The sequence below is a fragment of the Paenibacillus vandeheii genome (assembly GCF_030433635.1).
GTDB lineage: Bacteria > Bacillota > Bacilli > Paenibacillales > Paenibacillaceae > Paenibacillus > Paenibacillus vandeheii.
This window is the reverse complement of record NZ_JAROCD010000004.1, coordinates 66,515-91,302: the sequence shown is the minus strand read 5'-3', so window position 1 is coordinate 91,302 and position 24,788 is coordinate 66,515. Positions and strand designations below refer to the sequence as shown.

Annotated in this window: 18 protein-coding genes; 11 read left to right on the top strand and 7 right to left on the bottom strand. The window is 52.5% G+C overall.

Annotated features, from left to right (window positions below; all coding sequences use genetic code 11):
* Positions 1-113: 113 nt before the first annotated feature.
* Together P5G61_RS08445 and P5G61_RS08440 are read left to right on the top strand one after the other, a co-directional pair.
* On the top strand, positions 114-1,292 hold the full coding sequence (locus P5G61_RS08445; protein WP_301246065.1) for a winged helix-turn-helix domain-containing protein: 1,179 nt from the start codon (positions 114-116) through the stop codon (positions 1,290-1,292).
* A gap of 72 nt (positions 1,293-1,364) precedes the next feature.
* Positions 1,365-2,708: an MFS transporter gene (locus tag P5G61_RS08440; protein ID WP_301246064.1), complete on the top strand. Its 1,344-nt coding sequence runs from the start codon at positions 1,365-1,367 to the stop codon at positions 2,706-2,708.
* Between the two features lie 92 nt (positions 2,709-2,800).
* Here P5G61_RS08440 and P5G61_RS08435 read toward each other — a convergent pair whose 3' ends face one another.
* Together P5G61_RS08435 and P5G61_RS08430 are read right to left on the bottom strand one after the other, a co-directional pair.
* Positions 2,801-3,382, bottom strand: a complete 582-nt coding sequence (locus P5G61_RS08435; RefSeq protein ID WP_301246063.1) for a hypothetical protein — start codon at positions 3,380-3,382, stop codon at positions 2,801-2,803.
* A 30-nt stretch (positions 3,383-3,412) separates the two neighbouring features.
* Positions 3,413-3,946, bottom strand: coding sequence for a hypothetical protein (locus tag P5G61_RS08430; RefSeq protein WP_301246062.1), 534 nt, complete (start codon positions 3,944-3,946; stop codon positions 3,413-3,415).
* 214 nt (positions 3,947-4,160) lie between these two features.
* Here P5G61_RS08430 and P5G61_RS08425 point away from each other — a divergent pair, with 214 nt between their 5' ends.
* The 5 genes from P5G61_RS08425 to P5G61_RS08405 all read left to right on the top strand — a co-directional run bounded on the left by P5G61_RS08425 (position 4,161) and on the right by P5G61_RS08405 (position 12,416).
* Positions 4,161-4,658, top strand: a complete 498-nt coding sequence (locus tag P5G61_RS08425; protein WP_301246061.1) for a DUF6385 domain-containing protein — start codon at positions 4,161-4,163, stop codon at positions 4,656-4,658.
* Positions 4,659-4,703: 45 nt separating this feature from the next.
* Positions 4,704-6,023: a DUF6385 domain-containing protein gene (locus P5G61_RS08420; RefSeq protein WP_301246060.1), complete on the top strand. Its 1,320-nt coding sequence runs from the start codon at positions 4,704-4,706 to the stop codon at positions 6,021-6,023.
* 81 nt (positions 6,024-6,104) lie between these two features.
* On the top strand, positions 6,105-8,480 hold the full coding sequence (locus P5G61_RS08415; RefSeq protein ID WP_301246059.1) for a TPR domain-containing glycosyltransferase: 2,376 nt from the start codon (positions 6,105-6,107) through the stop codon (positions 8,478-8,480).
* Positions 8,437-10,362, top strand: coding sequence for a tetratricopeptide repeat-containing glycosyltransferase family 2 protein (locus P5G61_RS08410; protein WP_301246058.1), 1,926 nt, complete (start codon positions 8,437-8,439; stop codon positions 10,360-10,362). Before P5G61_RS08415 ends, P5G61_RS08410 begins: the two co-directional genes overlap by 44 nt.
* 38 nt (positions 10,363-10,400) lie before the next feature.
* Positions 10,401-12,416, top strand: coding sequence for a glycosyltransferase (locus P5G61_RS08405; protein WP_301246057.1), 2,016 nt, complete (start codon positions 10,401-10,403; stop codon positions 12,414-12,416).
* Positions 12,417-12,499: 83 nt separating this feature from the next.
* Here the strand turns inward: P5G61_RS08405 and P5G61_RS08400 are convergent, their stop codons facing one another.
* From P5G61_RS08400 to P5G61_RS08385, 4 genes are read right to left on the bottom strand one after another with little or no spacing between them, the layout of a single operon-like run.
* Positions 12,500-13,171 (bottom strand): class I SAM-dependent methyltransferase, encoded by a 672-nt coding sequence (locus tag P5G61_RS08400; RefSeq protein ID WP_301246056.1) that lies wholly within the window; start codon positions 13,169-13,171, stop codon positions 12,500-12,502.
* Positions 13,168-14,601 carry a glycosyltransferase family 4 protein gene (locus tag P5G61_RS08395; RefSeq protein WP_301246055.1) on the bottom strand — a complete coding sequence of 478 codons (1,434 nt, stop codon included), beginning with the start codon at positions 14,599-14,601 and terminating at the stop codon, positions 13,168-13,170. Before P5G61_RS08395 ends, P5G61_RS08400 begins: the two co-directional genes overlap by 4 nt.
* Before the next feature lies 1 nt (position 14,602).
* Positions 14,603-15,595 (bottom strand): glycosyltransferase, encoded by a 993-nt coding sequence (locus P5G61_RS08390; RefSeq protein ID WP_301246054.1) that lies wholly within the window; start codon positions 15,593-15,595, stop codon positions 14,603-14,605.
* Positions 15,595-16,890 carry a hypothetical protein gene (locus P5G61_RS08385; RefSeq protein WP_301246053.1) on the bottom strand — a complete coding sequence of 432 codons (1,296 nt, stop codon included), beginning with the start codon at positions 16,888-16,890 and terminating at the stop codon, positions 15,595-15,597. Before P5G61_RS08385 ends, P5G61_RS08390 begins: the two co-directional genes overlap by 1 nt.
* A gap of 427 nt (positions 16,891-17,317) precedes the next feature.
* On the opposite strand from P5G61_RS08385, the gene P5G61_RS08380 reads away from it, so the two are divergent.
* From P5G61_RS08380 to cydC, 4 genes are read left to right on the top strand one after another with little or no spacing between them, the layout of a single operon-like run.
* A complete protein-coding gene (locus tag P5G61_RS08380) occupies positions 17,318-18,733 on the top strand; it encodes a cytochrome ubiquinol oxidase subunit I (RefSeq protein WP_301246052.1) in 1,416 nt (471 codons plus the stop codon).
* Positions 18,717-19,733, top strand: coding sequence for a cytochrome d ubiquinol oxidase subunit II (gene cydB / locus P5G61_RS08375; protein ID WP_301246332.1), 1,017 nt, complete (start codon positions 18,717-18,719; stop codon positions 19,731-19,733). Before P5G61_RS08380 ends, cydB begins: the two co-directional genes overlap by 17 nt.
* Before the next feature lies 1 nt (position 19,734).
* Positions 19,735-21,609: a thiol reductant ABC exporter subunit CydD gene (gene cydD, locus P5G61_RS08370; protein WP_301246051.1), complete on the top strand. Its 1,875-nt coding sequence runs from the start codon at positions 19,735-19,737 to the stop codon at positions 21,607-21,609.
* Position 21,610: 1 nt separating this feature from the next.
* Entirely contained in the window at positions 21,611-23,560 is a 1,950-nt protein-coding gene (gene cydC / locus P5G61_RS08365) for a thiol reductant ABC exporter subunit CydC (protein ID WP_301246050.1), read from the top strand.
* 204 nt (positions 23,561-23,764) lie between these two features.
* On the opposite strand, the gene P5G61_RS08360 is transcribed toward cydC, so the two are convergent.
* Positions 23,765-24,724, bottom strand: coding sequence for an MraY family glycosyltransferase (locus P5G61_RS08360; RefSeq protein ID WP_301246049.1), 960 nt, complete (start codon positions 24,722-24,724; stop codon positions 23,765-23,767).
* Positions 24,725-24,788: the final 64 nt, after the last annotated feature.

Genomic DNA, 24,788 nt, shown 5'->3' with positions numbered 1-24,788 from the left:
TTTTTTGTGATATGTTGAACACAATAATTCATCACATCATGTGATGGTCGAGCCGATAGTTATCTTCACCTTAACCCATGAATCTATTCGTCCTATGGACAGGAGGGCCAGGCATGTCGTTACAATTTGATGAAGGGACATACACCGTAACCCGGCGTACCGATTCCATTCGCCTGCTGGCGAAGGAGTTTGCGCTGCTGCGTTTTCTGTATGAGAACAAGGAAAAAGCCTTTACTCGCAGTCAACTGCTGGACCGGGTATGGCCCTTGGAATATCCGGTAGAACGAACCGTGGACGACCATGTATACCGGCTGCGCAAGAAACTGAAACGTTGGGAAGAAATTGCACTGGAGACCGTGCGCGGTTATGGTTACAGGCTTAATATTCGACTTAATATGACGATGCTGCCCTCCAACCCTTCCGCTCAAGATCAGGAGATGCGAGAAGCGATTCATGGCTTATTTCGCAAATATCATCTGTATGGGCAGGGGAAATCGATGCTTACGCTGCTGGATCAGCAAGAAGCGCTGGGCATTGAGGTTGATCCATTCTATCAGCTGTACATCCATTTTATAGTGGGAGATCTGGAATGGCTGATTACAACGACAGAAATCCCTTTGGAGGAGCGTTTGTATTGGCTGCTGATCTTTATACATGCACTGGTTGAACCCTCGGAGAGTTTTCTATTGTACGAAAAGGCTCTGAATTCATCCGCATTGTCTGCGGATCAGCATCGTGAACTTCGTATTCTCAACATTGTTGAAGTCTACGCAGAGGTAGGCCAGTATGAACGAGCCAAAGCCCGACTCATGGAAACGTATCATGTAATGGAGAAAGATGAACTGATCCATTTCATACTTCCGGTCAAGCTGTCAGAATTGTATGTGGAACTGTGGGGTGGCAGCGGCGAAGCGGTAGAGGATCAGATGGCTGTCCTGCGTTCCGGGTTGAAAGATGCGCCATACTTGCGGGAAATCGGACGTTTTCAAATCATGGAAGGCCTATGGCTGCTCCGACAGGGGCGAATCCGTGAGGCAGAGCCAAGAATGGACGATGGTCTCGACGTATTGAAAATGACACTGAACGCACCGCTATATCTAAATTCCGCTTATCAGATATTGTTATTCATGGCACATCACCGGATAGAGGGGCGCCTTCAAAGCAAATACCGTCAAGTCCATGCGGAAATCTCCAAAAGTTACGGTGTGCCTGCTTATGGGCAGCAAATTTTGACCGAAATCTCCACTTTTTTATTCCCCTTTCCTCCAGCCTCTGATCTTCCTCTGATATAACGCCCTTATGGTTACAGCCAAGGAATATACAAGCCAGCAACAAGGCTGTAATCAAGGGAGGAAGCATAACGTATGACCGTCATTTCAAATGAACCCGATTCATCATCCATTCCGACCAATGGCTCATCCAAAAGCCTATGGACCAACTTCCGCTTCATGCGGATGTTTATGGCGTATGCGCTCGCGACCTTTGGAGATTGGTTTGACGCACTCGCCATCCAGATCATGGTCGCTTATAGGTGGGGTGCAGATCCGTTAATTATTGCTCTTATTCCAGTATGTATGGCTGTTCCAGGCATATTGTTGGGCTCTGTTGCAGGGGCACTGGCCGATCGGCTGCATAAGGTGAAAATCATGCTGCTTTGTGATGTGATCACCGTTCTGCTAACGATTGCCATTCTGTTCGCGCCCAGTGCGGGCTGGCTGCTTCCGCTTCTTGCTCTTCGAGCCATGATGGGCGTATTCCACGTTCCAGCCCAACAGGCGTTGACACGTCAGGTAGTGGCAGAGGAACATCTGTTTCAGGCATCATCGCTGAATGGTTTTGTGAACCAATGCTCCAAAGTGGCGGGACCGCTGTTGGGCGCAGTCATTCTGGCCGTATTTTCACCGCAGGTCTGCATTATAATCAACGCTTGTACGCGCCTGTTATCCGGAGCTGTGTTGTGGCCTTTACGGCGTTTAACAGAGAAATCGGAACCGTCTGCATCGGACGGAATTCCTTTGGAGGCAGCGGAGACCACGGAGTCCCTGTTCTCCCAATGGCAGAAAGGTTGGCGGTTTATCCATAGCAGCCGTACCCTTCTGAGTACAATTCTGTTTGGTTGTTTTGGATTAATGGCTATCCTCATGATCGATTACCAGTTTACGACGCTGTTTCGGGAGATCAAGCCGGGCAACGAAGCTCTGATCGGCTGGCTGGGATCATCTGCGGGAGCCGGCGCGGTTCTGGTTATTTTGCTATTAAATCGGCTTCCTCGAATCGGGTATGGCTGGGGGCTGGGTGGAGGATATGTGCTAATTGGTGCCGGAATTGCTGCGCTGGGCTGGATCGGTCCACACACGTCAGGGATCTGGGTCATCATATGGGGACTCTGCATCGGGCTGGGCAATGGCCTGTTTATGGTGACGTTGAATTACCTGCTGCAAAAAGAAACCCCTCCTGCCTATGTAGGCCGTGTATTCGGTATTCAAAATTCGCTTTCCAGTGTCGTGCTGGTCGTTGCCCCACTTGCTGGCGGTGCCTTGATTCGGAGTGTGGGACCCAGTCCCACTTTTCAATATATCGGCATGGCGACACTGGCCATTGGTGTGGCAGGCATGCTGCTGCAGCGGATCTTATGGGAGGGGAAACAGCCGCATCCAGCAGAGTCGACTGGAGGAGAGCTTGGGCAAAAGTCCGTCAGACAGCTGTGATATCATTGTTGCGGTAAAAAGAAGAGGAACGATGAACAGCCGCTTCGGTTACTTAACCGAAAGCGGCTGTTTCCTTGGAATAGGGCAGTATATCATGCTTCCCACCAGGAGAAATAGGAAGTTGAGGCCATGAGTCCCCCCACAGTAAGAGAGCCGCTGACGGATAAATTAATGGACTGGCCTGGAGGAACCACGTAACGTCCTACCTCATTGGATAGAAATGGACCTACCTGCAAGGGCATAGCCAATAGGGTTGTGGTACCCGTAGGCGCAGCAGCGGAGAACCGGACGGTTGCAATACTGGTATTACTGCTAGATAGGTTACTATTTACTGGTGTGAGTGTGCTCGGTGATGTCAGTGTTCCATTTGAAGACAGATTCATGGAACCGCTGAAGGAGGAAAGCAAGTTGAGCGCAACCGTTATTCCGCCGGAGAGCCGCGATATATATACAGTTTTTCCACTTCCGGCCGGGTTGGTCAGCTGTACAGTAGCAACAACACTGCCCCCCAGTAATCCTAATGTAGTGGAGTTGGTTGAGCCTGCATTGTACAGATTGCCTGTGCTTCCGGCATTGTTCTCAGGTGGAGCCACAATGCCGGGAGAGGTGAACGTATTCGTAGTGGAAGTATAGACGGGACGGTTTAGGGGGTTGAACACGTGATCATTCGGCATTGTGCACACCTCCTTTTCTCAAATGATATGTCAGAATTCCCACCAGGAAAGGTTGATTGCAGCTGTTTGAGCACCGGTTCCCGCACTTATGGTTAGCGTTTGTCCTGGAGGGACGATGATTGAGCCATTCAAATTCAGCATATATATACCCGCTGTAAGGGGGATGCTCAGCAAGTTTGTGGATGTTCCTGTTAATATGCCAGCAATTTGTCTGGTTGTCATTACACTGGTATTGGCATTACCTAATAACGTGTTGATGGGTGTGGTTGTGGTGCCGCCCGTAATGGTACCACCGGAGTAAACGTTGAGTGTTGCTGCTGCTGTTGTGCCTCCGCTGATCCGAGAGACGTAAAGTGTGCGGCCGCTGCCAGTTGCGTTTACGACTTGTAACAGGAGATTTAGTCCGGCTCCCACACTGATACTGCCTGTTGTTAGTATAAAGGAACTACCTGCCGCTGCCGCTCCGCCCTCTGGAGTGGACTCAATGCCGGGGGCGGAGAATGTATTAGTCAGTTGAGTATATAAGGGACCGTTAGATCGATTGAATACATTGGAATTGGTCAACTAATCCACCTCCAATCTGCCTGAAATAGAATGAGCTGATTCAATGAAATTTTGAAATAGAGACGTGAAGAGGATGTACTTGCAGTGTATGTAAGGAACAGGGGAAGGGATTGGGACCATCCCACAGTTAATGATCAAATAGCGGCAGATGCCGTGCCCGTATTTTGCATGCAGGCATACGATGCGGAAGCACATTTTTTAAGGGGAAATCGATATGAGTCGAACAGCGAAGCGTAGCAAGAAGAGAACGAACCAACCAACTAAATATGTCAGCCGTCGCCAATCCCGTCGTTCCTGCCGCGCTAAATTGCTGAAACCTCCTTGTGCCCGGATTACTCGTCCCCGGTTCAAGCAAGGTTGTTCCTCACGTACGAGACTCCCTGGTGCTACTCACTGTTTTACAGAGCATACGTATGTCGGAGCCGAGACAAACGGTAGTATAAATTCTCTCCCGGCTCAAGATACCTCATCGCTCAGCATGTACACATATGGCATTGTAAATCGGGGCGAACATCCGGCTCTTGTGCAGATTCAGATCAGCCCTAATGCCAGGGACTATGCTGTAGACAGCCAGGAGGTGATCGCGGGAGGCGAGACCAAAGCGCTAGTGCCGCTGCGATTCTTGCGTTATACCCGGCTGGTTATCCAGTCGGTTGAACCGGATCAGCCAACCCGGCTCGATGTTTATTTTCAGGCGCAGCGTATGCCGTAAGAACGTGGAATACAACTGATTTGACCAGGGAGGAGGACGAGGCATATGCCTAACTTTACAACGTTTAACACGAATCCGGACAATCTGAGAACCTTGATTTTTGGTCATGATAGTACAGGCACAGCCCAGCCGGTTCACACCGATACAAGCGGGAACGTAATCGGAATCATTTTAGATGGTACGATCAGTAATATCTCAGGTCTCACTACCGTTACGATTAATGCCGGAACCATCACGAATATCCTGAACGGAACAATTACCAGCGTCCTCGGAGCGACGATCACAGCAGGTACGATTACCAGCGTGCTTGGTGCAACCATCACAGCCGGAACATTAACCAACCTGCTCAATGGTACGATAACCAGTGTTCTGGGAGCCACCATTACCGCAGGTACAATCACAAGTGTGCTCGGGGCAACCGTGACAGCGGGAACCTTGACCAACTTGCTGAATGGTACGATAACCAGTGTACTTGGAGCAACGATTACAGCCGGGACGATCACTAGCGTTCTTGGAGCCACGGTGACCGCAGGAACGCTGACGAACTTGCTGAACGGTACGATAACCAGTGTACTTGGAGCGACAATTACAGCCGGGACAATCACTAGCGTTCTCGGAGCCACGGTGACCGCAGGAACCTTGACCAACTTGCTGAATGGTACGATAACCAGTGTACTTGGAGCGACGATTACAGCCGGGACAATCACTAGCGTTCTCGGAGCCACGGTGACCGCAGGAACGTTGACAAATTTGTTGAACGGAACGATAACCAGTGTACTTGGAGCAACGATTACTGCCGGGACGATCACCAGCGTTCTCGGAGCCACGGTGACCGCAGGAACCTTGACGAATTTGCTGAATGGTACAATCACGAGTGTACTTGGAGCGACCATCACAGCCGGAACGATTACGAGTGTGCTGGGTGCAACCATTACCGCAGGAACGCTGACCAACTTATTGAACGGAACGATAACCAGCGTATTGGGAGCGACGATCACAGCCGGAACGCTCAGCAGCGTGACGTCCATCTCACAAAAGAGCTTTCAGGAGTCTCAGCTCCTTAGTACTCCTACAGCAAACACCTTCACACCGCTTCCTGCTGTGACGACGAGTGTATTTGGCACCTATTCTTTCTTTGTATATAACAGAGGGCCGGGGGTCAATCGGGTGGATGCTCGCGTGGAAATCAGTGCCAACGGAACTAACTGGTACGATGATGTGGACACGGTGACTGGGATTTTACCAGGGTCTGTCGATGTTCTGGTACCGCAGCGTTTTCTCAAATATACACGTCTTTCCTACCGTTCCAGTCTGCTTGGAGCAGCCAGTACGATTGATGTGTTCTTCAATGGACAAGGCACATAACCCGGTTTATCGTCATATAGGTACATGGAGTCCCCTTTGGTGGGCTTCATGTACTTTTTTTTGCATTGGAGGTGGCTGCGTATGCAGAACAGGTTACTTGGAATTCACATGATTGTGCAAAATGAAGAACAATATCTGCCTCGCTGTCTCGACAGCGTCAAGCCGATGGGCAGTGAATGCTTTATTACAGATACCGGCTCAACAGATCGTACACCGGAAATCGCCAGACAATATGGAGCAACCGTGCTTCACACCCGTTGGGAGGATGATTTTGCACATGCTCGAAATATCAGCTTGCCCCTTGCGAACACGGAATGGATTCTGTGTATAGATGCCGATGAATACGCTATACAAGGGTTGGAAGAGCTTATGAATGTTCTTCCCAAAGTCCATAAAAGCGTTTCGCGACTGCGGATTACAATAGAGAACCGAACCGGTGAGGGAGCGGGAGAGCGCGTAATCTTCCAACCTGTGCGATTGTTTCGCGCCCATCAAGGATATCGGTATGCGGGGCGTATCCATGAGCAATTGGTTCGTGGAAATACAAGAGTTGGTGGAGACAAAGAAGGCGACGATCCGGTTATAAACGGCTCCTTCACCTGTGAGGAGGATCGGCTTGTTGAGCATGAACCCCTTGCTCCACTACGTTTGATTCATGATGGTTATCTCCCGTCCTCGATTGCTCAAGGACACAAACCAATGCGTAATCTGAAGCTTTTGCAGCGGGAACTGGCCGATCATTCGGGGCAGCCTTTTCACCACTATAATGTGGGGGTGACGTACTGTCAGCTAGGTCATTTCGAACAGGCAGCAGAAGCCTTTTCCGAATCTTTACTTCATACACCGCTGCAAGCTCCTTATCACCCGACCCTGGTTCGGGACTATGCCAAGCTTCTTCTGGTAATGGGGCGCTATGACGAGGCTCACGGGCTATTGGCGGTAGAAAGACAACGTTATGCGGGGTATGCCGACCTGCATCTGCTATATGGTGAGGTGTTGGAGCAACAGGGTCTGGAGGAAAGAGCCTACAATTCCTATGCAAGAGCAGCTAATTGCCGGGAGGGTTTCAATGAAACTGATCTCATCGATAATAGCAAGGTAGAGATTCGAGGCATACATCAGAAGACAATAGAGCAAAAAGATGATTTGGTAAGCGATGAAGTACGTGCGAGCAAGTCCTCGGAGGATGTTCACAGGGAGCCAGCCCGAATGGAGAGACATTACGTAACAGATTACGTAACAGACGTGGGCTGTGATAGTTACAAAGCCTATACAGCCATGGGAAGGCTTGCACAAAAAAGAGGCTTTCTGCAGGAATCCGTTCATCTGTACAGCCTGGCTTTGGGCAGCGAGATCACATATACTCCTGCCTGGACAGGGTTAGCCGATGTATTACAACAATCCGGAGAGACGGATGAAAGCATAGCAGAAACATTACTTGCACGTTGGAAAGAGCGTTCAACAACGATGAGTGCAACTCCGGGCGCAGTCACATACGAGGATGGTCTGATGCATGTGGTACATGCGCTTGCTTCCAGTGGAGCGTATGAGCAAGCGCTGAACGTGCTGCATGGAGATGAACGAAATATGCGAATAAGGTCTGGAGAATATCTGTATTGGCTGTTATGTGCAAACAGGGTATCAGATGCGTTGCATTACATGCGGAATCAGTGGAGTGATGAACTCAGTGAGGTTAATAGCCTTCAGCCTGAACAGCGATTGGACGTGGCGTTGACCTGTTGGGTAAATGAATTATCTGTATCCGACTCATTCATGGCAACAGCAGAACTCCGGGAGAGGGAAGGCTGGAGAATGCTGAATGCCTTGCTGAGTGGGAGAGATCAAGTGCATGTCGAGGATGACAGAGCTGAGAAAACAGTTCATCAGGCGCTTTCGACGGCTGCAACGGAGCTGAGCAAGAACATACTGATTCGGGCAGTGCAGACGGGGCAACTCACGTTTGCCAGGAAGCTGTATGAAAAGATAGTTGCAATTAAGTCTCAACACGGCGAAGCCGACGTCGTGCCTAAGCAATGGCTGGCAGCTGTTCTTTACCGCCAAGGATACACCATGGCAGCTGCTGATCTCCTAATTCAATGTATGTCAGAAGGTGATCTGGATGCGGAAAGTCTCTTCTACCTTGGGGAAGCCGTGTACGCCAAAGGCCATTACGATCAGGCTTTGATTCTTTTCCAGCAGGCATTGGATAGGGATTCAGAACAACGGGAGGCAAGAGCTGGAGCTGCTATCTGTTATATGCGGCTGGCGCTGGGGGTGATCAGACAGGAGCTGACTCGTTCTCCCGCTGACAAGGTACTTAATGCACAACAGGTTTTGTTAGAACAGCAGCTGCGCACCGCCGAAGGTATTCCTTGGCGTACGGTGTTCCATGCAAGGGAGAGGAGGAACCAGCTTGCCGACCAAGCACATTTCATTATGCATGATCGTGAAGGATGAAGAAGAACTGCTGCCTCATTGCCTCGAAAGTGTCCGCGGGGTGGTGGACGAGATGATTGTTGTGGATACCGGTTCGTCGGACCGCAGTGCTGCTATTGCCCGGGAACATGGGGCAGTGGTTGTGCCGTTTGTGTGGAGCGACGATTTTGCCGCGGCACGGAATGCTGGCCTGGAGCGGGCTGTGGGCGAATGGATTCTCTTTCTGGATGCGGACGAGGCGCTGGATGAAACTGCACGGGAGCAGATCAGAAGCTGGACCGCAGGCAGCGGATGTGACGGATTGTTTTTAAATATCCATAACTATACGGGGTCGGGCCAGCAGGGGGTTACGGTTAATCCGGTATTGCGCCTTTTCAAAAACGAGCCGGAGCATCGGTTCGAAGGTCGGATTCATGAGCAGATTGCGGCGGCAATCTGTCGTAAGAATCCACAGGCTGCTTTCCATGTGACGGACATGATCATTCACCATTACGGGTATCAGACGGCCATCGTGGAGCGTAAGGATAAGATGAACCGGAATTTGCGGCTGCTGCAACAAGCGGTGAAGGAAGAGCCGGAGCAGCCGTTCCATCATTATAACCTGGGTGTCGAGTATCTGCGGATGGGGGAAACGGAACAGGCGATGGAGACGTTTGGCATAGCCAAAGCGGGAATTGATCCCACCCTGACGAGCTATGCACATCTGCTGATTAAATATGAGATTCGCTGCCTCCAGCATTTGAGTCGCTGGCAGGAAGCATTGGATCGCATTGAGGCTGCGCTTGAGCTTTTTCCTGAATATACAGATCTGCTGCACAATCGCGGAGTATGTGAGGATGCGCTGGGTGAGACAGAGAAGGCAGAGTTATCCTTGCGTGAAGCAGTCCGTATGGGACCGCCGCCACCCATATTTCATACAGAAGAAGGTATCGGAACCTATCAGACCTGGTACACCCTGGGAAGGCTGCTGGAAGGGCGGGCAGACCTTGAAGGCGCAGTGGAGGCTTATGTGGAAGCGGTTCGTACCAAATCCAGCCTGCTGCCACCATTGTACCGGATTTTTCGAATCATGCGGGTTTCCGGTCAGGAGCAGCACTTGGCGACGCTGATTCAGGAGCGATTTGCAATCCATTCAGAAGAGGCGATCCATAAAGTATTGGGCATTCTGGAGCAGTGTCGTTGCTATGATGCGGCTGTGCAGTTATTACCAGATCTATCTTCTCACCCTTCCCAGGGGATGAGAGAGAGGTTATCCATGGCGGAGGCTCTGCTCCAGATTCAACAGGGGAAATGGAGCAAGGCTCGTCTTAAGCTGGATACGGTACGACGAAAAAAAGGAGATCTTTCTGTACCAGCTGCCATGTGGATAGAGCGACTAAACTGGATTGAAGGAAGACCGGTAACGAGGGGAGATCGACTGACTGCGTGGATGTACCGTGGTGCGCAATCGGGTTCTAGTCCGGATGGGGAGTCTCATTCACAGACAGAGCGAAGCGGGAGTGTGAGAGGCACTGCGAAGCAAGCCGACTCCACCGGAATGCCTGGAACAGCACCTGAAGCAGCGTATGATGGCTGGCAGGCGCTCGGGCTGATGATGGAGGGCTGTGTGCAATCCGGGAAATGGGATGTACTGCATGCGCTGGTTCAACTTTCTCAGGGACAGTTGGCAGAAGGTGCGTATCCATTGGTAGCGGGCGTCCGGCAGGGGGCGGAAGAAGAACCTTTTCATGGAGCGTCCGATTCACGTGTGGGAACCAACTGGCTGGTGAAAGGACTGGTTAGTGCCGCCGATCACCACTTGAAGGTATTCGCTCAAGGGGCAGATGGTCAGCGGCACCGCTGTTGGCCTGTTGTGCAGCAGATTAGACTGGATTTACCAGGGCCGGATGGTTTTGAGAGTTGAATGAAAGAAATAAGAACGCCGTATAGGAAGGGCGGAGGATGAACATGCAGACAGGAATCAGCCTGTGCATGATCGTGAAGGATGAGGCCCGGTCGCTTCAGCGGTGTCTGGACGCCATTCGGGATGTTGTGGATGAGATCATCCTCGTAGATACGGGATCAACAGACGATACGATCGACATTGCCCGTCGTTATGGTGCGGTTATCATCAATGCAGCTTGGACCGGAGATTTTAGTACTGCCCGCAACCTGTCCCTTGCCGCTGCCACGCATCCATGGATTCTGGTACTGGATGCGGATGAAGTCTGGATGCAGACAGAGTATAATCTGGCCGAGATGAAACGGCTGCTGTCCCAAACTCAGGATGATGTATGGGGATACTGGATACATGTCACAAGTCTGCTTGGAACATCCGGAGAAGAGCGTGTAAAGGATGCGGTATGTCGTTTATTTCGAAATGATCCCCGGATTGCTTTTCAGGGCAGGATTCATGAAGAAGTGGCATCCTCCATTCTGTCCTTTGCTCCGTGGGGTGTGGTCGACTCCAGGCTTGAAATTATTCATTATGGCTATCTGGAAGACGTTATTGTTGGCAAAAATAAACCCGAGCGTAATATGCGGCTGATTCGCTCCGCTCTCCATGAATCACCGGATCAACCCGAACTGCTGTATGCCATGGCCGCCGAATGGTTTCAGCAAGCGAGATATGATGAAGCGCTCAGACTGCTGCAGCCCTTGCTGGCACAGCTTACGCCGGAATGTGGATATCATTCAGATCTGGTACTCAAAACGGCGTATGCCTGGCGGGAGCACAGTCATCCAGAGAGAGCACTTGCTATCGTTGAGGAATGGAGGTCGGTATATGCTGATTTCCCCGATTTGTTGGAGCTTGGTGCTGTGCTAGAGCTGGATCAGGGACGGGATGCTGCGGCGCTCGAATGGCTCAAGCAGGCCAAAGTGGCAGCATCCACAGCCAGTCGATACACGTCCGTTTCCGGTGCCGGAACGTATCGTAGCTTGACGCTGGAAGGCATGGCCTACGAACGGCTGGGCTGCGGGCAGGAAGCAGCTGCGGCGTATACCGCTGCGCTAACCGTGCAGCCCGGCAGCTTGCCAGCCTGGCAGCGCCTGCTGCTGCTGGCTGCAGCAACCGGGCGGCCGCATGCCATCGCAAGCGCAGCCATGCGGATAAGCCTGCCGCCTGTGGCCTGGCAGGCGCTGATCCCGGCCGCGCTGGATGCGCATCGGCCGGAATGGCTGCTGCGCCACGTGGCATCGCTGTCCGCCGCGCTGCGGGCGCAGCCCCTCGCCGCCGGGCTGGCGCTGGCCCTGCTGGGCGAGGACGCCGCTGCCCGGGCAGCTTTGCAGCCCTGGGCGGCGCATGCGCAGCACGGGCTGGAGGCGGCGCTGGCGCTGTGGGCGCTCGGTCACAAGCAGCCCGGCGAGCCCCGCGGCAGTGCTGCTGCAGGCTCAGCGCGAGGCGCAGCCGCGTCCCCGGCAGCGCGGCGGAGGGCCCGCGAGCAGGCGGCCACGCCCGACGCAGTCCGCGCAGCCGAAGCGCTGCTGTGCGGCGCCCCGGCCAGCTGCGCCTCGCCTGCGCCGCAGGCCGTGCACGCCGCGGCGCATGCGCTCGTGCGCGTAGGCGCCTGGGCCGCATGGCTGCGCCTGCTGCAGGCCCTGCCGCCCGGCCAGGCGCCGGCGCTGCTCGCGGCGCTTTCGCCTGCGGCCCGCTGCGGGCTGCTGCGCGCGCCCGCGAGCGTGCGAGAAGGGCTGCTTACGCTGTTCGGCACGCCGCATGGCGCGCAGCAGCCCTTCTCGCACGAAGTGCCCGCCATGGTACTGGCGGGCACGCTCGCTTTGCTCGCCGGGCGGCGGCGCAATGCGCGTGATTGGGCCGAATGGGCCCAAATCACGGCACAGCAACCCGCCGCCTTCGGCAGCCCGGCAACAACAATTCCGCCGGGCCTGCACACCCTGCTGCGCCTGACATCACCCGGCACAGCAGCCACTGAAGCATACGCCAACCAGTGCAGAATGCTGCTGGTTCATCTCTAACGCTTAGGCAATCCAAGGGTTTTAAAGATTTAGCGTTAATCTTAATGTATGACCCTCATCAGTAATCCGTTTTATCCATCTGATCATTCCTTACGAATAACAGCACGAAAACAACGAATCGCCGGGCCATACATGTCAGACCAGATGGCATCCTCGGGTTCATTCACACTTAGCTTGCCCTCGATTGTCAGCCCGGTGACAGCCATAATCGTCTCCAGCAGATCCGGGCGCATCTCGGGCACATCAAACGTGGCAATCAACCGTCCGTCCGGCTTCAGAACCCTGGCGAATTCGCGAAAGGCACGAAGCATCGTGCCTGTATCCAGATGTTCCAACACGGAGATGCAGAATACGCTGTCAAATTTCTCGGATTCATACGGAAGCTGGGCCAGATTGGCCTGTGCAAGATGTAATCTGTCCAGGCTCGATTCTGGCAGGTCACGTGCTGCCTGCTCGCCAAAATCAGAAGCGATATCCAGCCGGATTGCTTCTCTGGACATAATACGCTCATCCCAATCACAGGCATGAACTTCCCGGCAGTACTCTGCCAGCCAAAATTTGAAGGGATGGGATATACCACAGGCGGCGTCGAGTACAACGTCCTCCTGACGTGCAAACTGGCGCGCCCATTCGTATTCATACGGACGGCTCCACCACGCAGGATGCAGTGGAAAGACCAATGTATCCGTTTTGGGGTCACCCTCCCGAATGTATCTTGATTCCATGAAATCCGTTGCATTTGGCGTATCCATCATCCCCGAATTCCCTCCTTTAATCCTGCTTCTGCCAGAAAAGATTCCAATACCGTACTCCACCTGCTCCGCCAATGGGATATGTCGTAGGACAGTGCCGTCTCACGGGCATAGATACCCAGTCGCTCCCGCTCGGCCCTGTCCTGAACGAGACGCACCAGCGCGGCGGTCAGCGCTTCTTCACCTGGAGGTACCAGTAGCCCGTTGAAGCCATCCTGAATCAGATCATTCAGCCCGCCAACATTGGAAGCAACGACCGGAAGCCCGCAGCTCATCGCCTCCAGACAAGCGTAGGAGGTTCCTTCCGAGAAAACGGTCGGAATCACAGCGATATCTGCCTGATGGTAGGCCTCGCGGATATCCCGAAAATCATACGTGCGATGTTTGATTCGGTCTGCATGAAGGTGCGTGCGATGCCAATAACGGAAGGATCTACCTACCGTGCTGCCTTCAACCAGTTCTCCGGCAAATTCGACCTCCAGGTCGGGAAAAGCACCTAGTAGTCGGTCAGCTGCCAGCATCATTGGAATAATGCCCCGTTCCATGCTGATGCGGCGCGGATACAGGATGCGCAAGGGACGCGGAGGGTTCGCATAGCCCGCAGCGGTTGTATCTTCGATCTGCTTCTTCAAATATTCATCCGTCAGCTCATTTGGCTGCCGACCAGTCACATTCTCTCTGATATCCCCCGAGTCCAGTTCCTCAGCGATTACGGTCACCTCGGATCGATCCGTCCGTAACACCCCGTCTCCATCGTTTCTTTTCCTGACGAGTGATGCAGCCTTCAACCCGGAGATGATGATTCCAGCATGGTCTTCATGGCTCGCAAGATCTTTCTTCCATGCAGCCAGCCATTCGTCTTCCTGTTCATGCTCGAACGTACGCCTTGGCGGAGCAGGCGTGAAGTAGGAGGTATCCACTGCATTGGGAATGAGTACAACCTGACCAGGATCGGTAAACGTACAAGCAGCACGGCAAAAGGTCTGAAAATGCGAATCTACCGACACAATGCGTACAAGTCCATCCAGTGCCAGCTGGATATGTTCAGCAACTTGCTGCTTGGTTTCGAGCGGCAACGCAGGACGATCCCAGTTAATCCCGTGGCAGATACCGAGACTGCCCGGCTTATAAGCAATGGGCTGCCACAGGCAGCTTGCATAGATTACAGGTCCCCGTGCTGCTGCCGCCATTCGGGCAAAAGCTTCAGGCACATCATTCATATCGTAGGCATATCCATATACATCAATCTGTTCCGTGCGAGTCTGAAATGCTTCAAAATAGGACAACTGGTGCACCTCGGGAATGTGTCCCAATCCGCGGATTACGCTGCACAAATCAAGGACGTATCGCTCCAGCCCGCCCCCGAACACCCGGCTGAATTCACGGTTATAGCCATCGGTGAAGCTGTGTGTCAATATGCTGACCACGCCCATCTCACTGCTCCTCCTTCCACGGAATCAGTCGGGGCTCCGGATCAAGAATCGATTCATAGTGTTCCAGGCTGCCCCACTCGCCGTGTGGATCAATTCGTTTATAACGCAAGTATTTCCGAACCCGATCCTCCAGACTTCCTGCCCAGCCAAGATGCTGGACTTTCAACTCCGTGCTGATTCCGGGCAATACGGTGCAGGGCAAGGGAAGGCGAGGCACATGATGATTTTGCTGCGGATAAAAGTAGGGATAACCCGGCATATAACGAACCAAGGAAGCGGTATGCCGGCGGTGAAGCCCCCAAAGGTCATCTTCCCGATAGTGGGTTCGGCCGCCCCACATATCGTAGAAACGGAAAGCAATCCAGTCCGAATGATCCTGGTTAATCAGAGCGCGTATCGCTTTCTTGGCTTCCGCACTGTACAGCTCATCGGCATCGACCGAGAGCAACCAGTCCGGCGAGGTTCCTGCCGCTGCCTGCCACAGAGCGTTACGTAATCGCCACTCCTCCGCAAATAACGGCTTTTCCAACACTTCCAGACGAACGACCTTTGGGTAGGCTCTGCATATATCTGGTGTTCCATCTGTGCTGGCATCATCCACAATGACAATTTCATCCACGAATTCACTCAGATCGTCCAGCACTTCCTCCAGATATCGTCCGCGCTCGTTACGCACCTGTAGCATGGCGGTCAGTTTATTGTCCTGACTTTTACGAACCCGACGAACGGAAAACGGCTCTCTGAATAGGCCTGTATCCTTGTGCTTTACAGCATCCTGATTTCCTGGGTGCTCTGTGCTATATCTTTGATGGGTTTCACTTCGGATATCCAACGGACTCAGCGCATTTTCCAGATGGTTATCGCCAGTTTCCAGTGGCTCAGCGTGCGGTGATTGCGGCGCTTCCGTTAGAGTATGAGATGTCTCGGATCGTATATCCCTATGCACCATCGGTCCATTTACATGTTGTCTTCGTTTCTTCGGGTCCAGCATCATTATGGCACCTCCCCCAGCAATTGCTGGACGGCATGATCCAGCAGCTCCATCTCGACGATCCGGGCAAGAGCATCTTCATCCTCCAGCGCCATCTCCAAAAATTGTCTCACCGCTCCGTGCCGTTCTCCGCGCAGAGCCAGTGCTAGACCCGATAACTGCCGATAGTCCTGTCGGCTGGCGTTATCCTGAATATCCACTGCGTGCACCAAATCCAATGCATCTTCCACACGCCCAGTCTCCTGATAGATACGAAATTTCCAATGTCGTGCCGTTTCGCCGCCGAGTTCATCCAAAATGTGCAATGCGTTTCCGTAATCATCATTCAGACGCAGCAGTTCAGCCTGAACGAGCTGGTCCTCCCCGGCCTCCAGCCAGCGGCAGAGCTGTTCATAATGGTGCCGTTCCTGCTCGTTGCCAGCGCTGATTCCATACACCTGCAACGCATTCTCGATTTCCCCGGTCCTCGCATGAATAGCGGATAGGAATCGATAGTGGGAGCTCACACAATCATTGCGGCCGTTTAATACTGCGTGGGAGAAGGCCTCCTTGAGCGAAGCGGCCGCTCTGGAATCTTCGAGCACATATTCATAGGCGGCCATCAAAAAGGAAATCGTCTCATGCGCTCCTGCTTTGGATCGAAGCTGACGATAGAAGTCGGCGCGCACACTGCATTGCAGCCGGGTAACCGTATCCTGAACACCCGAGAGGGTCTGTCGCAGCGCATGCAGGAATAGCAGTTCATAGTCCCGGAGAAGCACTTCGAGATCATCCTTTTGCATGACACCAGCAGGAGAGGTATCTTCTCCATTTAGCCAGATGGCACGTACACCCTGGAATACCAGCTTCATATAGCGTGTTTCTGAAGTGGTGCCCACCAGATCGGCGATTCCGACCAGTCTTGAAATGCAGCTTTCCCACAAGGGGGACTCCGCTTCTTCACCAACCGGCTCGGGAAGAAGCACAATACAAAGCTCCGGATTGAGCGAGGCTGAGGCGGTCAGCCAGTAGGGATGAGCAACCACTGCAACCGTTCGGGGCTCCTGCAACAATTGTTCAGCTTCGGGAAGTGTGATGACAGTGATATTCGCAGGCATTTCCTCGGAGCGCTCCAGGCTGCTGACATAGTAGACAGGCCCTTCCGCGACCATCAGAGCAGCGATGTCTGGATAGGGAAAAGCAGACCACCCGCCCTTTCGGGGGAAAAGAACATAGCGAAAGGCAGGCAGAGCCGTACTTGATTCTGCATCTACCCCGTGATACGGCTCCGCGTCCGGGATTGGAGACAACTCTTCCATTAATAAATCACCTCACTTGAATTGCAATTTTGTCCGTTCAAGAATTGAAGCAACGTCATCGGAGATTTTTGGATCGTCGTTGCTTTGAATGATATCAATGAAACCAATGGTTCAATATGTAATGCCTTTTTTGCACAGTGTATTTTATGCCTGACACTAACATATGGGCGTTGCGTCCCAAACATGAGCATCTTCCGCGAATAGAGGAAGCTGGCAAGCCCAAAGATTAGGCTTAATTTTTTCTATTGTGTGACCATCGTCACTTTTTTTTGCTGTCATGGCAGGGTTTGTGATAATTGTCACATGTATAAAATAGTCTATCTGGCACAATACGTTCATCAATACGTGTTTGGCTGACAGAAACTGAAGAAGGGGCTTCAATGCCAAATACGAAAACTGCGAAGGAACAGAAAGAAGGGGTAACGGTATGGATCCGATCATGTTATCGCGTATCCAATATGCGCTCACAACGATTTTCCATTTCTTTTTTGTGCCGCTGTCCATCGGTCTTGTGCTGCTGGTAGCGATTATGGAGACGTTGTACGTAGTGAAGGGTAAGGAAGTTTACAAAACGATGGCCAAATTCTGGGGTAAATTGTTCCTGATTAACTTTGCTGTCGGTGTGGTCACAGGCATTCTGCAAGAATTCCAGTTCGGCATGAACTGGTCGGAGTACTCCCGCTTTGTTGGGGATGTATTTGGTGCGCCACTGGCTGTGGAAGCCTTATTGGCGTTTTTTATGGAGTCTACCTTTATTGGACTCTGGATTTTCGGATGGGATCGTTTGTCCAAAAAAGTGCACTTGGCCTGCATCTGGCTGGTATTTGTTGGAACATTCCTGTCTGCGCTCTGGATTCTGGCAGCCAATTCATTCATGCAGCATCCGGTTGGCTTCGAGATTAATAATGGCCGCGCCGAGATGAATGACTTCTTTGCACTGATTACGAATGGTCAACTGCTGGTGGAGTTCCCGCACACGATTTTTGGCGCCTTGATGACAGGAGCATTTGTGGTAACGGGGATTAGTGCTTACAAGTTGATGAAAAAGCAGGATGTGGAGATTTTCCGCAAATCATTTAACATTGCCATCATTATTGGTCTGGTTTCCTCGTTGGGGGTTGCTTTCTCGGGTCACTTCCAGGCGCAATATCTGGTGGAGACGCAGCCGATGAAAATGGCCGCCAGTGAAGGAACATGGACGACGACGGAAGACCCTGCCCCATGGACGGTGGTGGCCTTTATCGATCCGAACAAACAGGAGAATTCCGGCGAGATCAAGATCCCTGGATTGCTCAGTTATCTGTCCTATAGCAAGTTCTCCGGCAGTGTCAAAGGCATGAAAGAACTGCAAGCGGAGTACGAGCAAACGTATGGACCAGGCGACTATATTCCACCAGTCCGGACGACATTCTGGAGCTTCCGCGTCATGATTGCTGCGGGCGGATTGATGATTTTGCTGGCTATATACGGTACATTCCTGGCGATGCGCCGCAAGTTGGAGGGAGCAGGCAAGTGGTTTATGCGTCTGATGGTGTTCGCCATCTCCCTGCCATTTATCGCCAATACATCGGGCTGGATTATGACTGAGGTAGGAAGGCAGCCGTGGACGGTATTTGGCTACATGACGACTGCAGCCGGGGTATCCCCGAACGTAAGCGCAGGACAGATATTGTTCTCCACCATTGCGTTTACAGCAGCGTATACGGTTCTCGGCATTGTGATGGTTTATCTGTTCGTTCGTGAAATCAAGGCCGGGCCATATGCAGTCGAAAAGCCGGAGGAGCATGATGAATCGGCCGATCCGTTCGGCGTGGATGGGGGTTATTCTGTTGTCACTAAGTGAGTTGTGGTTTTTACTGATTGCCGTCTTGTTTGTTGGTTTTTTCTTTCTGGAAGGTTTTGATTTTGGTGTGGGCATGTCCACGGCAATCATCGGCAAAACGGATCGTGAACGTCGTACGCTGATCAACTCGATCGGTCCGTTCTGGGATGGCAATGAGGTTTGGCTGATTACGGCGGGGGGTGCAATGTTTGCAGCTTTCCCGCACTGGTATGCCACGCTGTTCAGCGGTTTTTATCTGCCGCTGGTGGTGGTGCTGCTGGCCTTGATCGGCCGCGGAGTTGCCTTTGAATTCCGCAGCAAGATGAGACATGAACGCTGGCGCAAAACTTGGGACATCATCATCGTGGTCTCCAGTGCGTTGCTGCCGTTCTTGTTCGGGGTTGTTTTCGCTACCTTGATGAAAGGCCTACCTATTGATGCGCAGATGCAGCTTCGCCCCGGCTTCCTGGACATCGTCAATCCATATACGGTGGTAGGTGGGTTGAGCGTGACGTTGTTGTGTCTAGTCCATGGTCTGCTGTTTGCTTCATTACGAACCGTTGGAGATCTCAGAGAACGTGCCCTGAATACAGCTAAAAAACTGATGCTGCCGCTGGCCGCGATCCTCGCGGTCTACGCTGTGATGACATACTTCATGACCAATGTGTTCGCTGTGCGCGGCTGGGCACTCTGGATTATGGTTGTCCTGGGTGCTGCTGCATTGGGTTTGGCCGCTTACTTCGTGCGTCAGAAACGTGAAGCCTGGGCCTTCGGCATGACGGGAGCCGTGATTGCAATCGCGTTTGCTTCCGTATTCATCGGTCTGTTCCCAAGGGTCATGGTGAGTTCAATGGGTTCGGCGTTTGACCTGACGGTCTACAACGCTTCATCCGGTGCATATTCGCTGAAAGTGATGACCATTGTGGCTTGTACGCTGCTTCCGTTTGTACTCGGCTATCAGATCTGGAGTTATTACATTTTCCGCAAACGTCTGAACGATCAGCATCACTTGGAGTACTGAGATGGGACGGGGGCTGCTAAAGCTGCCGGGTATCCGGCCGGTACTCGCGCTGGCCTCAGCGCTGGTGCTGTTGCAGGCGATGACAATTATTATGCAGGCCAAATGGCTGGCACAGGCCATTACGGCTTTGTTTGAAGGTTCGACCGTAACGGAGCAGTACCCGGTGCTGCTGTGGTTCCTGGCTGCTTTTGCTGCCCGCTATGCCATCTCCTTCTGGTTGCAGCTCATCGCTTCGCGATATGCGGAGGAGACAGGAAACGATCTGCGCAGGCAGATGGTGGAGCAGTGGTTCCGGCTGGGGCCGCGTTTTGCCAAAACGGAGGGAACAGGGCACCTGGTCACGTTGGCGCGCGAAGGAACAGCCCAGTATAAGACGTATGTGGAACTGTTTATTCCTCGAATGCTGGGGATGGGATTCACGCCAATCGTTATTCTGTTGTACGTCTTCAAGCTGGATATGATGTCCGGGGTTATTTTGACGCTGACGCTGCCCATCCTGATCGTGTTTATGATTCTGGTGGGTTTGGCTGCACAGCGGAAGATTGATGGACAGTTCAAGTCTTACAAAGCGCTGGCGAACCATTTTGTGGATACGCTGCGTGGATTGGAGACACTGAAAACACTGGGACAGAGCGGCAGACATGGCGAGACAATTATTCGGGTCAGCCAGCGTTATCGTAAGGCTACGATGTCTACCCTGCGCATGGCTTTTCTGTCCTCTTTCGCACTCGATTTCTTCACCATGCTGTCGGTGGCTTCGGTGGCGGTTGGTTTGGGGCTGCGGCTAACGGATGGGCATATGCTGCTTGGGCCGGCGCTGACTGTACTCATTCTCGCACCCGAATACTTCTTGCCTGTACGAATGGTAGGCGCAGATTACCACGCCACATTGGATGGCAAAGAGGCCGGGGAAGCGATCAGTCAGATGATTGAACGAGGGAAATTGGCTGAACGTAAGCAAAAGGAAGAATACACGAGTGCTGTTCTGCATGATGTGTCAGAAAAGAACGGAGACTCCTCTTCGCCTGAGCCTTTTTCTGGCCCAAGCGATGTGCCTCCATCCACCATACGGGTGGTTTTGCGTGAGGTAAGTGATCGGAGTGGCGTCGCTGCTTCCTCATCGAAACCGTTCTGGGAGGCGACCTGTAGAGTAGCTCTCACCAACGTACAGGTGCGGCATGAGGAAGATGGGCCATGCTCGCTGAATGATGTGACGTTTCAGGTTTCCGGTCTTGGCAAAGTAGGGATTATTGGAGCCAGCGGAGCAGGGAAATCAACCTTGATTGATGTATTGGCAGGCTTCCAGCCACTCACTTCAGGCCAATTCTTATACAACGGCCAGCCCTTATCTCCAGAGATGATGGAGGATTGGCGTAAACAAACGGCTGCTATCCCGCAGCATCCATACATTTTCAGTGGCAGTCTGGCGGATAACATTCGATTCTATATGCCGGAAGCTTCGGATGCGGAGGTGGCAGAAGCCATTCACGCAGCTGGTTTGCATAAGCTTGCTTCCTCATTGTCGAATGGATTGCAGGAGCTGATTGGGGCCGGGGGAAGGCAGCTCAGCGGCGGACAGGAACAGCGGGTGGCTTTGGCGAGAGCCCTGCTTAGTGCGCGCCCGATTCTCCTGCTGGATGAGCCGACCGCTCATCTGGATGTGGAGACCGAGTATGAACTGAAACAGACGATGCTGCCGCTGTTTGAGGGCAAGTTGGTGTTTCTGGCGACACATCGACTGCACTGGATGCCCCATATGGACAGGATAATCGTAATGGATGGCGGCACCGTTGCAGAGACAGGAACACATGAGGAATTGTTGGCACGACAAGGCGTATATTACCAGATGATTCAGGCCCAGATGGAGGCGGTATGAGATGAAAGCCGGATACGAGCAGACAGAAACAGCCCATAGCGAGAGCGAAAAGAATAGTTGGATCACTCCGTACGTGGCACAGTACCGCTGGAGATTGGTGGCAGTCATTGCGCTGGGGATATGCGCTACATTGTGTGCTGTGCTGCTGCTCTTCACCTCCGGGTTTCTGATCTCCAAGTCAGCGCTCCGTCCTGAAAATATTTTGATGGTATATGTACCTATCGTGGGTGTTCGTGCATTTGGGATTTTCCGTGCCGTATTCCGATATGTCGAACGTCTGGCCGGTCATGATGCGGTTTTGCGTATACTCGCGGATCAGCGCGTGAAGCTGTACCGGATTTTGGAGCCGCAGGCACTGTTCCTGCGCTCTCGTATGCAGACGGGAGACGTACTTGTTGCTCTTGCAGAGGATGTAGAACGACTGCAGGATATTTACCTGCGTACAGTATTTCCGGCGGTTACGGCGCTCATGATGTACGGTGGAGCTGTTGTGGCCTTTGGCACCGTTGATCTGGGTTTTGCACTGTGGATGGGGTTGTACATGTTGTTTCTGGTTGCCGTGCTTCCTGCCATTTCCCTCCGCGTGACGTGGAAGTTGCGGGTGCGGCTGAAGCGGGAAAACGCCAAGTTGTACACTCGTCTGACCGATGGTGTGCTTGGCCTCGGAGATTGGATAGCAAGTGGACGAGCTGAAGAATTTGTGCGTCGGCAGGAAGAGACTGAAGGCCAGGCAGATATGATTCGCCTCCGCTTGCGGCAATGGACGCGCTGGCGTGATCTGGTTGCGCAGTGCGTGATCGGACTAATGGTAGTATCCGTGACCTTATGGGCGGGAAGTGCGGCTTCTGCTGGACAGCTGCCTGCGGTTATGATTGCTGCATTTGTGCTGGTGCTGTTTCCACTCACGGAAGCATTGCTGCCAGTAGGTGATGCCGTAGAGCATATCCCGCAGTATCGTGAATCGCTGGAACGATTGCAGCACTTGGAAGGTGAAGAGCATAAGCCAGAACAGTCTGGAATTGAAGAAGCGAATGCAGCAGCCAGAGTGAAAGAGGATATGACCTCAGGTGTATCAAGCAGCAATTCGGTAGCTGGACAGCAGCCGGGTTCCCTGGAGCGCACAGAGAGTGCATCGGACCGACGTATTCGCTTGCGCATTCCGCCCAGGCTGCGAGCTGATATTCAGATCGATCAGGTGAGTTATCGTTATACGCCAGATGCTCCATTTGCAGTGCAGGGTGTATCCCTTCATCTTCCTCAGGGCAAACGCTTGGCTATTCTCGGTCGCAGTGGCGGAGGAAAGTCTACCCTTCTGAAGCTGATTCAGGGCGCGTTGCTTCCATCCGCCGGGAACGTGTTAATCAATGATCTTCCGGTACAAACGCTAGGCGAGAATGTACCGGATGTCATTGCGGTGCTTAATCAAAGCCCGCATTTATTTGATACGACGGTAGCCAACAACTTGCGAATTGGCCGTCCGCATGCAACAGACGAGGAGATCCAGCGAGTGGCCGCGCAAGTAGGTCTATCCGATCTCATTGAATCTTTACCGCAGGGGTACGATACTCCGATGCTGGAGACCGGTCTTCGTTTCTCTGGTGGAGAAAGACAGCGGATTGCGCTGGCTCGGGTACTTCTTCGCGAAACGCCAGTCGTTATTTTCGATGAACCGACCGTAGGCCTTGATCCTGTGACGGAACGAGCGCTCATGCGAACGATTCTGGACAGCATGCAGGGCAAAACGATGATCTGGGTCACCCATCACCTGATGGGAGCAGAACGGATGGATGAAGTTATTTTTATGGAAAATGGACAGATCACCATGCAGGGTTCTCACGAACAATTGCTGGCTCGGGAAGAGCGCTACCGCCGTCTCCTCGAACTGGATCGACCGGGATGGGTAGATGGGCAGAAACCTGCGGTTCCGCTGTCATCTGTAGCCTCAAGATAAGAGCGAATATAACGCCCAGGTCCAGAAAGGGGCGGGTATTGGATAGGGTAGAGTGCGTAGACAGAGGTTTGTGTACGACAAGATAGCTACTCCGTTAGAAGGTTAATTCGCTTCGTTAGTGACATAGCAAAGAGACGAGCCACAGGATCAGGGGGCTCGTCTCTTTGGTTTGCAACCTTATGTTGCAACGTTTGTTTCTAACATTTACATCTCCACCAGCATCAAAATAATGGACGAGAGGCAAAGGCAGGTACTGATGAGGTACAGGACCCCAACTACCTGTTTATGATTCAGACCAGCACGCAGCAAGCGATAATGTGCTTGACTCGCATCTGCCTGATAGATGGCTTTGCCTTGGATGAAACGTTTGATGACCACGAAAATATTGTCGAAGATCGGCACGCCTAGAGCCAAAATCGGGATGAAAATGGACAGCATGGTCGCTTGTTTAAATGCACCGTCCAGGGCGATTACCGCCAGGATAAAGCCGAGAAACGTAGCCCCGGCATCTCCCATGAACACCTTGGCGGGAGCTTTGTTATATTTCAGATAACCGAGTGTTACACCGACCAGCGTAATGGCCATGAGGGCAGAATCCGTTTGTCCTTTGGTCATTGCAACGATGAACAATGTAATGGCCGAGATAGCAGACAAACCGCCTGCCAATCCGTCCATGCCATCCGTGAAGTTAATGACTGTCGTCACACCGAAGATCCACAGGATCGTCAGAATGAATTGCAGCCAGATCGGGAGCATGATGTATTCGGAGTTGAAGGGATTCACGAATCCCGTGAATGCAATGCCGGAAGCAAATACGAGCACGGCCGCAGAGACTTGTACGAGCATTTTGGGCAGGGCAGGAAAATCTTTGCCTTTTGTTTTGTACCAGTCGTCGACGGTACCAATCGTTAGCAGAAGCATACCACCAGCGACCAGAGCCGCTGTTTCCCATGTGATTTCTTTGGTCAGAGCAATGTATGTCAGGAAAAATCCAGTAAATATCGCGTAACTCGCCGTGAGCGGGATAGGTTGCCTGTGCAGCTTACGCTCCACATCTTCCCGAGGCTTGTCCACAAAATCGAGCCGGTGAGCCAGTCGACCAAGCGGCGGAATAAGCAGAACCACGACAGCAAAAGACACTATAAAAGCCAGTATGTATACCATAAACTCGCTTGTTTCACTCCCATCTACCAATTTCCCCTTATTATACGAGTTAAACAGGAAATCT